The organism is Comamonas terrae (assembly GCF_001544075.1).
GTDB lineage: Bacteria > Pseudomonadota > Gammaproteobacteria > Burkholderiales > Burkholderiaceae_C > Comamonas > Comamonas terrae.
The window spans coordinates 158,626-172,127 of sequence record NZ_BCNT01000007.1 but is presented as its reverse complement, the minus strand read 5'-3'; the positions used below and the strand labels follow the sequence as shown (position 1 = coordinate 172,127).

At 64.3% G+C, this 13,502-nt stretch carries 15 protein-coding genes; 8 read left to right on the top strand and 7 right to left on the bottom strand.

Annotated elements, in window-relative coordinates; genetic code table 11:
- Window positions 1–23: 23 nt before the first annotated feature.
- Together Cte04_RS12355 and Cte04_RS12350 are read left to right on the top strand one after the other, a co-directional pair.
- Window positions 24–776, top strand: coding sequence for a HesA/MoeB/ThiF family protein (locus tag Cte04_RS12355; protein WP_066477761.1), 753 nt, complete (start codon window positions 24–26; stop codon window positions 774–776).
- A 122-nt stretch (window positions 777–898) separates the two neighbouring features.
- Complete coding sequence (locus Cte04_RS12350; RefSeq protein WP_066478137.1) at window positions 899–1,279, top strand: response regulator; 381 nt, start codon at window positions 899–901, stop codon at window positions 1,277–1,279.
- A 44-nt stretch (window positions 1,280–1,323) separates the two neighbouring features.
- On the opposite strand, the gene Cte04_RS12345 is transcribed toward Cte04_RS12350, so the two are convergent.
- On the bottom strand, window positions 1,324–1,956 hold the full coding sequence (locus Cte04_RS12345; protein WP_066478135.1) for a response regulator: 633 nt from the start codon (window positions 1,954–1,956) through the stop codon (window positions 1,324–1,326).
- Window positions 1,957–2,092: 136 nt separating this feature from the next.
- On the opposite strand from Cte04_RS12345, the gene Cte04_RS12340 reads away from it, so the two are divergent.
- From Cte04_RS12340 to Cte04_RS12320, 5 genes are all read left to right on the top strand, one after another.
- Window positions 2,093–3,445 (top strand): CHASE3 domain-containing protein, encoded by a 1,353-nt coding sequence (locus Cte04_RS12340; protein ID WP_066477757.1) that lies wholly within the window; start codon window positions 2,093–2,095, stop codon window positions 3,443–3,445.
- Between the two features lie 185 nt (window positions 3,446–3,630).
- Entirely contained in the window at window positions 3,631–3,792 is a 162-nt protein-coding gene (locus Cte04_RS12335; RefSeq protein WP_083526647.1) for a DUF1328 domain-containing protein, read from the top strand.
- Window positions 3,793–3,945: 153 nt separating this feature from the next.
- Window positions 3,946–4,440 (top strand): hypothetical protein, encoded by a 495-nt coding sequence (locus tag Cte04_RS12330; protein ID WP_083526646.1) that lies wholly within the window; start codon window positions 3,946–3,948, stop codon window positions 4,438–4,440.
- Between the two features lie 71 nt (window positions 4,441–4,511).
- Window positions 4,512–4,832, top strand: a complete 321-nt coding sequence (locus Cte04_RS12325) for a BON domain-containing protein (RefSeq protein WP_066478110.1) — start codon at window positions 4,512–4,514, stop codon at window positions 4,830–4,832.
- 85 nt (window positions 4,833–4,917) lie between these two features.
- Window positions 4,918–6,039: a zinc-binding metallopeptidase family protein gene (locus tag Cte04_RS12320; RefSeq protein WP_066477754.1), complete on the top strand. Its 1,122-nt coding sequence runs from the start codon at window positions 4,918–4,920 to the stop codon at window positions 6,037–6,039.
- Between the two features lie 100 nt (window positions 6,040–6,139).
- Here the strand turns inward: Cte04_RS12320 and coaD are convergent, their stop codons facing one another.
- The 4 genes from coaD to Cte04_RS12300 form a co-directional block, all read right to left on the bottom strand.
- On the bottom strand, window positions 6,140–6,649 hold the full coding sequence (gene coaD / locus Cte04_RS12315; RefSeq protein ID WP_066477751.1) for a pantetheine-phosphate adenylyltransferase: 510 nt from the start codon (window positions 6,647–6,649) through the stop codon (window positions 6,140–6,142).
- Window positions 6,650–6,723: 74 nt separating this feature from the next.
- Window positions 6,724–7,440 carry a 16S rRNA (guanine(966)-N(2))-methyltransferase RsmD gene (gene rsmD / locus Cte04_RS12310; protein ID WP_066477746.1) on the bottom strand — a complete coding sequence of 239 codons (717 nt, stop codon included), beginning with the start codon at window positions 7,438–7,440 and terminating at the stop codon, window positions 6,724–6,726.
- Window positions 7,437–8,792, bottom strand: coding sequence for a M16 family metallopeptidase (locus Cte04_RS12305; RefSeq protein WP_066477742.1), 1,356 nt, complete (start codon window positions 8,790–8,792; stop codon window positions 7,437–7,439). The genes rsmD and Cte04_RS12305 overlap by 4 nt, the downstream gene beginning before the upstream one ends.
- Window positions 8,793–8,810: 18 nt before the next feature.
- On the bottom strand, window positions 8,811–10,247 hold the full coding sequence (locus tag Cte04_RS12300; RefSeq protein WP_083526645.1) for a M16 family metallopeptidase: 1,437 nt from the start codon (window positions 10,245–10,247) through the stop codon (window positions 8,811–8,813).
- Between the two features lie 64 nt (window positions 10,248–10,311).
- Between Cte04_RS12300 and ftsY the strand changes: the two genes are divergently transcribed.
- Window positions 10,312–11,466, top strand: coding sequence for a signal recognition particle-docking protein FtsY (gene ftsY, locus Cte04_RS12295; protein WP_066477736.1), 1,155 nt, complete (start codon window positions 10,312–10,314; stop codon window positions 11,464–11,466).
- A 123-nt stretch (window positions 11,467–11,589) separates the two neighbouring features.
- Here ftsY and cutA read toward each other — a convergent pair whose 3' ends face one another.
- Together cutA and Cte04_RS12285 are read right to left on the bottom strand one after the other, a co-directional pair.
- A complete protein-coding gene (gene cutA / locus Cte04_RS12290) occupies window positions 11,590–11,964 on the bottom strand; it encodes a divalent-cation tolerance protein CutA (RefSeq protein WP_066477732.1) in 375 nt (124 codons plus the stop codon).
- Between the two features lie 176 nt (window positions 11,965–12,140).
- Complete coding sequence (locus tag Cte04_RS12285) at window positions 12,141–13,412, bottom strand: beta-ketoacyl-ACP synthase (protein WP_083526644.1); 1,272 nt, start codon at window positions 13,410–13,412, stop codon at window positions 12,141–12,143.
- Between the last annotated feature and the right edge of the window lie 90 nt (window positions 13,413–13,502).

The following is a 13,502-nucleotide window of genomic DNA, read 5'->3' as shown; positions in this document are numbered from 1 at the left end:
TGGCCACGAATGGGAACCGATCAATGAATGACGACCAACTCCTGCGCTATTCGCGCCACATCCTGCTCGATGAAATCGGCATCGAAGGGCAGGAGCGCATTCTCGCCGCGCATGTACTCATCATCGGCGCCGGAGGGCTGGGCTCGCCGGCCGCGCTGTACCTGGGTTCGGCCGGCGTGGGGCAGATGACGCTGGTGGACGATGACACGGTGGACATGACCAATCTGCAGCGCCAGATCGCCCACACCACCGGCCGCGTCGGCCAGCCCAAGGTCGAATCCATCCGCGAGGCCGTGCTCGCCATCAATCCACAGGTGCTGGTCCATGCCGTTCAGCAGCGCGCCACGGACCAGCTGCTGGATGAACTCGTGCCGCAAGCCACCGTGGTGCTCGACTGCACGGACAACTACAAGACCCGGCACCGCATCAATGCAGCCTGCGTACGCCACCGGGTGCCGCTGATCGAGGGCGCCGCCATACGCCTTGACGGGCAGCTGATGGTCATCGACCCGCGCGATGCCCAAAGCCCATGCTATGCCTGCATTTTCCCGCCGGAAGCAGAATTCGAAGAGGTGCAGTGCTCGACCATGGGTGTCTTTGCGCCCGTCGTCGGCCTCATCGGCACCATGCAGGCAGCCGAAGCCCTGAAGCTCATCGCGGGCCTAGGGAAACCCACTACAGGCCGGCTGCAAATGCTGGACAGCCGGGTCATGGAGTGGAGTAGCATGAGCACCTCGCGCAACCCGGGCTGCCCGGTCTGCGGCCACCAACCATAGGAAAGAACCTACATCACCGCTGTTTGCGCACTGGCAGGAGCTCGCACCTGTCACCATGACAATTGCATCAGAGAAGATCGCCATTGCTGCAATCTTGCATCGTGACATCGCCGGATATTATTGTGAAGCTGCGTACCTATTTTGTTGAAGATAATCCAACCATTCGGGAAAACTTGATCGAGACCCTTCAGGAATTGGCCAATATCGAACCCGTTGGCATTGCCGAGACAGAAGCCGACGCAACTCGCTGGCTGTCTCAAAACGAGGATTCCTGGGATCTCGTCATTGTCGACCTGTTTCTGCGCCAAGGCAGCGGCCTTGGAATAGTGGGCGCATTCCAAAAGCGCGCGGAGCAGCAAAAACTGATCGTGCTCAGCAATTATGCCACCAATGACGTTCGCAAGCGCTGCGAACAGCTCAATGCCGACGCGATTTTCGACAAATCGAATGAAATCGATTCCCTTGTCGATTATTGCATCGGGCTCAACGCAACGAATGCTTGATTTTTTGGCGAAATAAAAAGGCCCGGTTTCCCCGGGCCTTTTTTTCAGTCGATCAGTCGGTTTTTGAGTGCGTAATAGGTCAAATCGCTGTTGGACGAAAGCCCCATCTTTTCCATCAGGCGCGTCCTGTAGGTGCTCACCGTTTTTACACTCAGCGACAAAGATTTCGCTATATCACCCGCCGTTTCGCCGCGCGCCAGTTTCAGGAACACCTGGAACTCGCGCTCGGACAGTTGCTCATGGGCCGGCGCATCGTCCTTGCGGTTGAGTTGCTGGGCCAGCAGATCGGCCACTGCAGGCGTGAGATAGCGGCGCCCCAGCGCCACGGTGCGGATGGCTTCCGCAATTTCCTGGGGATCGCACTCCTTGTTCAGATAGCCGCTGGCTCCCTGGCGGATCAGGTTGATCGCGTAATGCTCTTCAGGATAGCCACTGAGAATCAGGATGCCCATGTCCGGAGCCTTGGCCCTGAGCATGGCCAGGGCATCGATGCCGCTTTGGCCCGGCATGGAAAGATCCATCAGCAACACGTCGATTTCATGCTCCCGGACCAGATCGATGGCCTCCCGGCCATTGGCTGCCTCGCCCACCACGCGCAGATCCACATGCTCGGATAAGAACTGACGCAAGCCCGAACGAACAATTGCATGATCATCCACAATGCCGACTTTAATCATGAACACCTCTTTTTGACGAAGCCCTGCCAGCTCCTCTCGATCCAACAACAGGATACGGCCGACATCGATGCGTCAGCCACTGGCGATACGATCACGCAGAATATCAGGGAAACAGCTTGTAGGTGAAGGAACGCAGATGCGCTGGACACAATTTCGCAAAATTGCGATCAGCCTGACGGTCGCCATTATTGCGGCGGTACTGATGGCGAGCATTAACGAAGCCGGATATGTGCGTTCCATGAATGCGCTGGAGACGCTGGCCAAAACCCAGAACACGCGCGCCCGTATCAACCAGCTGATACAGCAGATGCTGGATGCCGAGACCGGGCTGCGCGGCTACCTGCTCACGGGAGAGGAGCGCTATCTTGCTCCTTACACCAGCGCGATGTCCTCCATCAATAGCACCATGGATGAGCTGCGCAAGATCTTCCTGCTCAATCCGGACGAGCTGGCCACCTTCACGCCGCTGGCGCGCCAGGTCGAGCGCAAGATGAACGAGATGGAGCTGAGCCTGCGCCTGTACCAGCAGGGAAACAACGAGGCGTGGCGCTTCGTCATGTTCACCGACCTGGGCATGGAGAACATGGATGCCATCCGCGGCTATGGCAGGACGCTGCTCGAGAGTGTGAACAAGCAGGCCGGCCAGAACATGCGCGATATCGAGCACACGCTGTCCCTGTCGCGCATCGGCATTGCCACGGTGACGGTGCTGGGCATCCTGGGCTTCTTCATGTATCTGCGCCAGGCTTATGCGCTGCAGCAGGCCAGCCAGCGCGAGCAGGAAATACAGCGCGACGAACGCAACCGGCTGGAAGAGCTGGTGCGCGAGCGCACCACCTCGCTGACCGAACTGGCGACCCACCTGCAGCAGGTGCGCGAAGACGAGCGCGGCCATCTGGCGCGCGAACTGCACGACGAGCTCGGCTCATTGCTCACCGCCGCCAAGCTCGATGTGGCGCGCCTCAAGTCCAAGATCGACGTGTCCTCCCCCGAGGTCTCCGAACGCATCGCCCACCTGGTCGAGACGCTCAACAGCGGTATCGCGCTCAAGCGGCGCATCATCGAGGACCTGCGCCCCTCCTCCCTGTCCAACCTGGGCCTCACCACGGCGCTGGAAATCCTGACACGCGAATTCGCCGAGCGCAGCGGCCTCGAGGTGGAATCCAATCTCGAGCAGGTGGACCTGCCGGAGTCCACCCAGCTGACCGTGTACCGCATCGTGCAGGAGTCGCTGACCAATATCGGCAAGTATGCCCAGGCCAGCCATGTCATCGTGACCGTGCACAACTACCCTACCTATGTGGCGGTACAGATCCAGGACGACGGACGGGGTTTCGAGGTCACATCCACGCGCCCCAACTCCCATGGACTGGCAGGCATGCGCCATCGCGTCGAAGCAGCGGGCGGCCGCCTGACGGTGGCTTCGCAGGTGGGCAAAGGCACCACCATCTCCGCCGTCATCCCCTTGAATACGACGGCTGCGGCCTGAAGGCCACGGGCCCAAAACGGGGCTTGCGCAAGGTTACAACTCGAGCCGCTCCTACATTGCCGTGGGCCGCAACCCCGACGCTGCGGCACGCCGGGCTCCGTCAGAGCACCCGCAGATTGCACTCTACAGTCTGGTAGCAAGCGAGGCGATCATCCGTTCGCCCCGGCTCTATCAAGGAGATCAAGATGTTGCATTACGCCCTGGTATTTCTGGTGATTGCCCTGGTGGCCGCCGTGTTCGGCTTTGGCGGCATTGCGGCAGGTGCCGTCGGCATTGCCAAGATTCTGTTCTTTGTCTTCATCATCATGGCGGTGATTTCGTTTGCCGTGAGCCTGATAAAGAGATAGGGCAAATCCATATCTCGACCTCGCCATGCAGTTGAGCGGCGCTTGCATTGCGCAAAGCGCATTCATTCGCCATGATGGGCTTTCTGCTTTGGAAATGGGGTCGTGTTTACTGGACCTTCCCCGAAACACTCGCTTATCAGGGAGCTAAAACTTATGAGTCAGCACGAGAAAGAGGCCAAGGAAGTGGTGGAAAACATCAAGAACTCTGCAAAAGATGTTGCAGATCATGCGCAGGAAGCAGCCGAGGACGTGCTCGACACCGCCAAGCATGCAGCCAAGAAAGCGGCACATGCCGCCAAGGATGCGGGTGAGGAGATCCAGGACACCGTTTCGGATACCTACCAGCGTGTGCGCCGCACCGCATCCGAAGCCATCGACGAGACCGGCCGCCACCTGCGCGATGCCGAGAACGAATACAACCGCCAGCTGATCGACGATCTGGCGCGCCGCGCCCAGGACCTGGCCGAGCGCAGCATCAACTTCTGGGCCGACAGCTCGCATCGCGCACGCCGCCAGTTCCAGACTGCCGCAGACGCCACAACCCGCTATGTCACGGAGCAGCCCGGCCGCTCCGTACTGATCGCCGCAGCGACCGGCGCCGCGCTTGCAACCGCGTTCTTCCTGGGCTCCAGGTCCCGCAAGAAATAAGCAACAAGCGCTCGCGGCAGCCCGTCGCTCTGTCCGCCATACCTCCACCCACCCTCGAAGAAAGGAAAGTGATGAAAAAAGCAATGCATGCTCTGGCCATCGCCGCCATGGCCGGCGCCGTGGTCTTCGGCACCACGGCCTGCTCCGTGGTCCGCGAACAGCAGACCGTAGGCTCCTATGTGGACGACGCCAGCATCACCGCGGCCGTCAAGGCCAAGATGGCCGAGGACAAGAGCGTTTCGGCCACGGCCATCAGCGTGGAGACGCTCAACGGTACGGTGCAGCTGTCCGGTTTCGCCAAATCGGAAGCCGAGAAGGCACGCGCCGCCGAAATTGCGCGCACCACCAAGAACGTGCGGGAAGTGCGCAACAGCATTGTCGTGCGCCCCTGAGCATCCCCACGCACATGCAGCAGAACCGGCGCTCCTGCCGGTTTTGCTGTTTCAGGGGATGCACAGGCTGCCTTACAGTCGAGCCATGCGAGTTTTCAACTGCGATGCCTGCGGGCACCTGGTTTTTTTCGAAAGCCTGCAATGCGTGCACTGCGGGGCTGCCCTGGCCTTTTTGCCCGACAGCCTGCGCATGGCCAGCGTGAGACCTGAATCCGCTCCCGAACCCTCACCGCCACATGGGTGGCACAGCGCCAAGCCGGCGCCGCAAGGCACTAGCGCCGACAGCGGCCAGCCGCTGCGCTACCGCCTGTGCGCCCATCGGCACGACATCAGCCTGTGCAATTTCGCGATTGCCGAGGACGACAACCAGGATCTGTGCCTGTCGTGCCGGCAAACGCTGTGGCTGCCCGACGCCAGCAATCCGGCCAATCAAATGCGCTGGGCCAAGATCGAAGCAGCCAAGCGCCTGCTGTTCTACACCTCGGCCAAGCTTGGCCTGATGCGCACCGACGGCAAGGCGGACCCGGACCAGCATCCGCGCTTTTCGCTGCTGGCCGACATGCCGGACGCGGCACCCGTACTGACGGGCCATGCCCACGGAATGATCACGCTCAATGTGGTGGAGGCCGACGACGAGGAACGCGTGCGCCGCAGGCTCGCGCTGCACGAGCCCTACCGTACCCTGATCGGCCATCTGCGCCATGAATCGGGCCATTTCTACTGGGACAGGCTGATCGCCGGCTCGCACTGGCTGGAGCCGTTTCGTGCGCTGTTCGGCGACGAGCGCCAGGACTACGCCCAGGCACTGAAGGTGCATTACGGCAAGGATCCGCTGACCTTGCACTGGCAGGAGGATTACATCAGCGCCTATGCCACGGCCCATCCCTGGGAAGACTGGGCCGAAACCTGGGCCCACTACCTGCACATGGTGGACCTGCTGGAAACCGCAGCCAGCTACGACACGCACATCCGCCTGCCCGACGGCATGGTACAGCCCGTGGGCATGCGCGACCCGTTTGCCAGGCCGGGGCCCGATTTCGACACCATGCTGGCCCAATGGGTGCCGCTGACCCTGCTGCTCAACAGCATGACGCGCAGCCTGGGTCATGTGGACGCCTACCCGTTCACCATCTCGCCCGGCGCGCGGCGCAAGCTGCGCTTCGTTCACGATGTGGTCCGGGAACGCGCGGGCAGCATGGCCTTGTAAGGCCGGTTAAAAAGGCCTCCGCGCTGCTCACTTGGTATAGCCGCGGCCTTCGAGGGGAAACTCGGTTGCCTGGAGCGGCACGGCGGCAGGCAATCAAGAATCAGGCTTTCGCCCCGAGTTTCTCACGCAAGCGCTCGTGCACGCTGGCCGAGACAAACTGGCCCACTTCACCGCCCAGCGTGGCGATCTCGCGCACCAGCGTGCTGCTGATGAACTGCAGCTGCGGATTGGGCGTGAGAAACAAGGTCTCCACTTCGGGCTGGAGATGGCGGTTCATGCCGGCCAGCTGGAATTCGTAATCGAAATCCGTGCCGGAGCGCAGCCCACGCACCATGACCTGGGCATTCTGTGCCGCCACGCATTCGATCACCAGACCTTCGAAACTGACCACCGAGACATTGGGCAGATCCGCCAGCGCCCCGCGCACGATGGCTAGGCGCTCCTCCAGCGTGAACATGGTCTTCTTGTGGTGGCCCGCCGCCACGGCCACGACGACATGGCTGAACATGCGGCTGGCACGGCGCACCATGTCCTCATGCCCCAGGGTGATGGGATCGAAGGTGCCCGGGTATACGGCCCGCACCTGGACCGTCTGCGCTGCTTGCTGCATTGGAATTCCCTTTATCTGTAAAAAAGCCTGCAACGCTGATCCATCAAGCGCCGAAAGCTATTCAATTCAGAGCATCAGTTCTTTTGGCGGCGCAGCAGATGCGCATGCACGGCGCCAGCCTTGAGATAGCGGTATACCGCAAGTCCGAAGGCCTGCAGGCGTCCGTCGTCCCAGGCCTCGGGTGCTTCCAGATAGATATAGCCGTCCTCGTTGATGGCCTCGGCGGCCGCCTTCAGCGCCGGATCGAACAGCTCGGCCTGGCCGAACGGCGGATCCAGCAGCACCAAATCCTGCCCGCTGCATGACTTCAGGCAGCTGAGCGCATCGCCGCGCTGCAGCTTGACCATGCCGGCCTGCAGTTGCTGCTGCAGGCGCTGCAGCTGCTGCTGCAGTCCGGCATCCAGCTCGTTCATGAGCACGCTGGCCGCGCCGCGCGAAGCAGCCTCGAAGCCCAGGGCACCGGTGCCGGCAAATGCATCCACGCATTTCCAGCCGGCCAGGTCCTGACCCAGCCAGTTGAACAGGGTTTCGCGCACCCGGTCCGGCGTGGGCCGCAGGCCGGGGCGCTGGGCCACGGGCAGGCGCTTGCGGCGCCACTGGCCGCCGATGATACGGATTTCCCCGCTGCCCGCAGCGGCCTTGGCCGCGACCGGCCTGGCCGCAGGGCTCTTGCCCGGCTTCGCGGTCCTGGTTTCCGCAAGGGCCTCGGCCTTGCGCTGGGCTTCATGCATCAGCTTGTCCAGCGCCTTGCGGCCGGCCGGGGTGTGCAATTTCAGGGCGCTGCGGCTCATGGCTGGGCTCCCACGGTCACCGTCACCATGCGCTCGGGCTGCAGCATGCGCTGCATGGCGGCCTTCACATCCTTCACGGTCAGCGCCCGCACCCTGTCCGTCCAATGCTCGAGATAGTCGAGCGGCAGGCCGTTCCAGGCGATATTGGCCACATTGGCCAGCAGCTTGCTGTTGCTGTCGATGCGCAGCGCAAAGCCGCCGATGAGGTTGTCCTTGGCGGCCTGCAGTTCCTTCTCGGTCGGCCCTTCGGCCACGAACCGGCGGATGACCTCCTGCGAGACCTTGACGGCCTCGGCGGCCTGGTCGGGCCGCGTCTGCAACGCCACGATGAAGGCGCCGCGGTCCAGGCCCGGCGAGAAATCGCTGTACACGCTATAGCTCAGGCCGCGCTTTTCGCGCACCTGTTCGGTCAGGCGCGAAGTGAAGCCGCCGCCGCCCAGGATGTGGTTGCCCACCAGCACGGCCAGGAAATCGGGATTGTTGCGCGCAATGCCGGGCTGGCCGATGAGCACATGGGCCTGGGCCGACTGGAACGGAATGTTCTGCGTGACAGGCTTGTCCAACGCCGCCACTTCGGCCACCGGCGGCAGCGGATCGCACGCGTTGTCGCCGTTGACGGTCTGCAGCGGTGCCAGCAGCTGTTTGACCAGGGCATCGGCCTGCTCGCGGCTCACGGCCCCGACCACGCTGACCTTGGCGCGGCAGGCCGCGATCAGGTCACGATGGAAGGTCTTCATGGCCGGGATGTCGATCTGCGCCAGCGTCTCGCCCGTGGCCTGGTAGCCGTAGGGATGGCTGCCGTACACGTCCTTGCGGAAGGCCTTGGACACCACCGTGCCCGGACGCGTATCGGCCTCCTTGAGGGCGGCGGCCCAGCGCTCGCGGTCGCGCTGCCACACGGCCTCGGGCCAGCTGGGCGTGGCCACCTGGCGCGCGGCCAGTGCAATGGAGCGCTGCAGCAGGTCGGGTTCGGTCAGCGAGCGCAGGCCATAGGTGAAGCTGTCGCGCGCGGCGCTGGCGCCAAAGCTGGCCCCCAGGTCGGCCCAGGCCTGGCCCAGGCCGTTTTCGTCGAGCGCGGGGGCATCTCCGGCAGCGCGCACGCCCTTGGATGCCATCATGGCCACGGCCGTGGCCAGGCCTGCCTGCGCCTGCGGGTCGCGGCGGCTGCCGGCGTCGAAGGCCAGCTGTATGTCCACCATGGGGATGCCCGGGCTTTGCACCAGCCAGACTTCTGCGCCGCTGGACTGCTTCCAGTGCTCGATCGGCAGCAGGGCCCAGGCGGACTGGGTCATGAATCCCATGCTGGCGGCCACGAATGCCGCGCCGGCCACTAACTTTTTCATACTCTTCATCGGTTTCTCCGTCGGCTTTCAGTGCACGGCGCCGCCGGTATCGGTCTTGCCGGACATGGGCTGCTGCGGCTTGCCGCCCGCAGGCAGCGGCTGGGGCACCAGCGTGCCCACGGTCAGCTGGTCGTCGCCAAAGTATTTGGCGGCCACGGCCTTGATGTCGTCCGAGGTGATCTTGCGGAGTTCGGCCAGCAGCCTGTCTTCCGCATCCAGCGGCATGCCCTGGATCCAGTAGCTGCCCAGGTTCTGGGCCTGGCCCATGACGGAATCGCGCTCGTAGACGTTGGAGGCCATCCACTGCGTCTTCACGCGCGCCAGCTCGTCGGCCTGCACGCCTTCGGCGGCGATCTTGCGGATCTGCGCACGCAGGCCGGCCTCGACATCGGCCGGCGCCTTGCCGGCCGCGGGCACGCCGCTCAGTATGAACAGGCTGGGGCCGCGGCCCATGACCGAGGCCGAACTGCCCGCGCTGTCGGCCACGCGGCCATTCGGGCTTCCCTCACCCTGCACCAGGGCGCGCTCCAGGCGGGCGCCGTCATAGCCGTCGAGCACGGCCGAGAGCACCAGCAGCGCCAGTGCGTCCTTGTCGGTCGGCTGCAGGTTCTCCACGGCCCTGAGCGTGGGCACGCGGTAAGCCATGGCGATGAAAGCCTGCTGCGCGGGCTGCTTGACCTCGATGCGGCGCACGCCGACCTGCGCCGGCTCGGTGCGCGGCTTGCGCTCGGGCAGGGCGCGGGCCGGAATGCTGCCGTAGTATTTTTCGGCCCAGGCGCGCACCTGGGCCACGTCCACATCGCCCGCCACCACGACGGCGGCATTGGCCGGCACATACCAGCGCTTGTGGAAATCGCGCACATCGGCAGGCGTCATGGCATCCAGGTCCGTCATCCAGCCCACCACGGGGCGGTGGTAGGGCGAGACCATGAAGGTCGAGGCCATCAGTTGCTCCATGAGCACGGAGCGCGGCTGGTCCTCGGTGCGCATGCGGCGCTCTTCCTTGACGACTTCGATCTCCTTCTTGAACTCCTCGTCGGGCCACTGGTTGTTGGCAAAGCGGTCGGATTCGAGCCGCATGACCTCCTCCAGCCGGTTGGCCGGAATCTGCTGGTAATAGCCCGTGTAGTCACGCGTGGTGAAGGCATTCTCCTGTCCGCCCAGGGCTGCGACGCGGCGCGAGAACTCGCCGGGCGCCAGCTTCCTGGAGCCCTTGAACATCATGTGCTCCAGCGCATGGGCCACGCCCGAGGTACCGTCCACCTCGTCCATGGAGCCCACGCGCACCCACACCATGTGCACGGCCGTGGGCGCGCGCCGGTCGGGCTGCACGATGAGCTGCATGCCGTTCTTCAGCGTGAATTGCTGCACGGCGGGCGCAGCCGCCGCAGCTGCCGCGGCGGGCGTGGTTGGGGACGATGCGCCCGGCGCAGCCAAGGCTGCCCCAGCGCTCAAACAGGCCATTAAGCCCAGTACAGGGAGTGCACGTACATGTTTCATAGAATGATGCGATTCTAAGAACCCGCCAATGTTCAGTTTTTTCAAGAAAAAGCCCACTCCGCCCCAGACAGCGGACCACGCGCCGGCCGCCGAGCCGGCCCAGGCACCCGCGCCCGTCGTCCCCGCCGAGCCGGCCGTACAGGATACGCCGGCGACGCCCGCCGCGACCTCCTGGTGGCGCAAGCCTTTTGCCAAGGAAGCCGGGCCCGCGCCTGAGGTGCCGCCGGCGACTCAGGATTTCATAGCCCCCCCCGAGCCTACCGCAAAGCCGCAAGCCGAAAATGCACGCCAGAGCTGGATGGAGCGGCTCAAGGCCGGCCTGCGCAAGACCGGCACCAGCATTGCCACCGTCTTCACCGGCACGCAGATCAACGACGCACTCTATGAGGAACTCGAGGACGCTCTGCTGATGGCCGACACCGGCGTCAAGGCCACCCAGCACCTGCTCGACGACCTCAAGCGCCGCGTCAAGGAAACCAGGACCACCGAGCCCGCAGCCGTCAAGGCCCTGCTGGCCGATGCGCTGGCCGACCTGCTGAGGCCTCTGGAAAAACCGCTGGTCATCGGCGAGCACCAGCCCACCGTCATCATGGTCGCGGGCGTCAACGGGGCGGGCAAGACCACCTCCATCGGCAAGCTGACCCGCCACCTGGCCGACGAAGGCCAGACCGTGCTGCTGGCCGCCGCCGACACCTTCCGCGCGGCCGCGCGCGAGCAACTGGGCGTCTGGGCCAACCGCAACACCGTGGAAATCGTCAGCCAGGAAGGCGGCGACCCGGCGGCCGTGAGCTTCGACGCCGTCTCGGCCGGCAAGGCCCGCAAGAAGGACGTGGTGCTGGTCGACACCGCCGGGCGCCTGCCCACGCAGCTGCACCTGATGGAAGAGCTCAGGAAGATCAAGCGCGTGGTGACCAAGGCCGACGGCTCGGCGCCGCACGAGGTGCTGCTGGTCATCGACGGCAACACCGGCCAGAACGCCCTGGCCCAGGTGCGCGCCTTCGACGATGCGCTGCAGCTCACCGGCCTCGTCGTCACCAAGCTCGACGGCACGGCCAAGGGCGGCGTGCTGGCCGCCATCGCCCAGGAGCGCCCCGTGCCCGTCTACTTCATCGGCGTGGGCGAGAAGATCGAGGACCTGGAAACCTTCAACGCCAGGGAATTCGCCCAGGCTCTGCTGGCCTGATCCCGCGTGCAAACTAAATCGATAGCTGCCAGCGCTTGACATGTCTGCATTTCAGGCTTATGAAGCCACAAAAACCTTGAAAGGAGTGCGCAACGCACTCCTTTTTTCATAGTGCAAGCGCTTTCAGGCCCTGACCTGGGCATGCAGCCACTGCGCGTAGTCGGGCAGGCAGCGCTCCGTGCGCATGGTGATCTGCGGTACCTCGTAGCTGTGGTGCTCGCGTATCAGCGCCGTCAGCCGGTTCAGCACCTCGGGCAGTGTCTTGCAGATCAGCCGCCATTCGGGCGTGGACTGCAGCACGCCATCCCATTCGTAATAGGAAACAATGCGCTCGCACTGCACACAGGCCGCCGCCTTGGCGGCCACCAGCGCGCGCGCCATGTCCTCGGCTTCCTCGGCGCTGGCCACCGTCGTCGCCACCACGCACAGGGTCGCCCATCGGAGATGGGCGGAATCGGCGCCCGCAGGCTGCGGGCCGGAAGAGGTGAAAGAGCTCATGGACCCGCAGTCTAGAGCCACTGGCCTGTGGCGGACAACGCTTTTTGTCCGGCTGGGACGCCAAGGGGCAAAACCGCCAAAGAACCGGACGTGATCGCTTCCTGCCCCGGACCGAGCAGCCACCGGGGCAGCAGCGAGGGTCTCTGGCTCGTCTCGGCTTCCGCGGAAGGTGGAGCTCAGCCTGTGAATCTCTTCAGGACCAAGGACGCATTCACGCCGCCGAAGCCGAACCCATTGAGCATGGCGTGCTCCATGGCATGCGCACGCGCATTTCCAGCGATCAGGTCCAGGCCGTCTGCCAGCGGGTCCGGGGTTTCCAGATTGAGTATGGGCGGTGCGATCTGGTCGCGCAGGGCCAATACGGTGAAGATGGCGGCAGCCCCGCCGGCAGCGCCCAGCATGTGGCCCAGAGCGGATTTCGTGGCGGTAATCGAAGGGCCGGAGCCTGTTCCGAATACCTGGCGAATGGCTGCCAGCTCGCCGCTATCGCCCACCGGGGTGGAAGTGGCGTGGGCATTCAGGTGCTGGATAGCGCCGGGTTGCAAACGGGCATGGCGCAATGCCATGCGCATGGAGCGCACGGCGCCGGCTCCATCCTCCGGGCCTGAAGTGACATGGTAGGCATCGGCAGAGGTACCGTAGCCCACCACCTCGGCCAACGGCCTGGCCCCACGCGCCAAGGCATGGTCCAGGGACTCCAGCACCAGCAGGCCGGCCCCTTCGGCCATGACAAAGCCATTGCGCGTCCTATCGAAGGGCCGGGAAACCCGGGCGGGATCGCCGTCGCAGTGAGTTGCCACGGCCTTGGCCGCCGCAAAGCTGCCCAGGGCCACCCGGTCAATGGTGGCTTCGCTGCCCCCGCAGAGGGCCATATCCGCCTCGTCGTTGCAGATCAGGCGTGCCGCATCGCCGATGGCCTGGATGCTGGCAGCGCAGGCGGTGACTGGAGCCCCGATCGGGCCCTTGAGCTGGTGCCGGATCGACACCTGCCCTGCGGCCAGATTGGCCAGGAAAGCCGGGACGGTGAACGGCGACAGGCGCTGCGGCCCTTTTCCGTCCGTCGTGCGCACGGCTTGCGCAATGGTGCCGAAGCCGCCCACGCCGGAGCCGATGACGGTTGCCGCACGCTCTTGCTGCTCAACGCTAGCATGGGCCCACCGCGCATGCGCCAGGGCCGCATCGGCCGCCCCCAGGGCGAACGCAATGAAGCGGTCCATGCGGCGCAGCTCCTTTGCTGAAATGGCGTCCTCGGCGCTCCAGCCGGCCTGCGGGTCCTCTTGCAGATCCGGCACCCGCCCGGCGATGCCCACGCCCGTGCCTTCGGACACCGAGGCATCCAGGGCGCGCACTCCTGACTGGCCAGCCAGCAGGCGTTGCCAAGCCAGTTCCACATTGCATCCGAGAGGGGATACCAAACCCAAGCCGGTGATGACGACCCGACGACCCATGCTGCACCTTTCGCTTGCCAGTCCCAGCCTTGTTGAAGGCGGATCCGGCATTATTGATGATGACCATCATCATAAATGAGTTTTGATGAT

What these genes read in the sequence shown, in the direction of transcription:
- Cte04_RS12330 (WP_083526646.1), top strand. Translation starts at nt 3,946, where the DNA reads ATGAGTCAGCACGAGAAAGAGGCCAAGGAAGTGGTGGAAAACATCAAG.
- Cte04_RS12300 (WP_083526645.1), bottom strand. Translation starts at nt 10,247, where the DNA reads ATGGCCTGTTTGAGCGCTGGGGCAGCCTTGGCTGCGCCGGGCGCATCG.
- Cte04_RS12335 (WP_083526647.1), top strand. Translation starts at nt 3,631, where the DNA reads ATGTTGCATTACGCCCTGGTATTTCTGGTGATTGCCCTGGTGGCCGCC.
- Cte04_RS12355 (WP_066477761.1), top strand. Translation starts at nt 24, where the DNA reads ATGAATGACGACCAACTCCTGCGCTATTCGCGCCACATCCTGCTCGAT.
- Cte04_RS12345 (WP_066478135.1), bottom strand. Translation starts at nt 1,956, where the DNA reads ATGATTAAAGTCGGCATTGTGGATGATCATGCAATTGTTCGTTCGGGC.
- Cte04_RS12305 (WP_066477742.1), bottom strand. Translation starts at nt 8,792, where the DNA reads ATGAAGAGTATGAAAAAGTTAGTGGCCGGCGCGGCATTCGTGGCCGCC.
- Cte04_RS12285 (WP_083526644.1), bottom strand. Translation starts at nt 13,412, where the DNA reads ATGGGTCGTCGGGTCGTCATCACCGGCTTGGGTTTGGTATCCCCTCTC.
- coaD (WP_066477751.1), bottom strand. Translation starts at nt 6,649, where the DNA reads ATGCAGCAAGCAGCGCAGACGGTCCAGGTGCGGGCCGTATACCCGGGC.
- Cte04_RS12340 (WP_066477757.1), top strand. Translation starts at nt 2,093, where the DNA reads ATGCGCTGGACACAATTTCGCAAAATTGCGATCAGCCTGACGGTCGCC.
- cutA (WP_066477732.1), bottom strand. Translation starts at nt 11,964, where the DNA reads ATGAGCTCTTTCACCTCTTCCGGCCCGCAGCCTGCGGGCGCCGATTCC.
- rsmD (WP_066477746.1), bottom strand. Translation starts at nt 7,440, where the DNA reads ATGAGCCGCAGCGCCCTGAAATTGCACACCCCGGCCGGCCGCAAGGCG.
- Cte04_RS12325 (WP_066478110.1), top strand. Translation starts at nt 4,512, where the DNA reads ATGAAAAAAGCAATGCATGCTCTGGCCATCGCCGCCATGGCCGGCGCC.
- ftsY (WP_066477736.1), top strand. Translation starts at nt 10,312, where the DNA reads ATGTTCAGTTTTTTCAAGAAAAAGCCCACTCCGCCCCAGACAGCGGAC.
- Cte04_RS12320 (WP_066477754.1), top strand. Translation starts at nt 4,918, where the DNA reads ATGCGAGTTTTCAACTGCGATGCCTGCGGGCACCTGGTTTTTTTCGAA.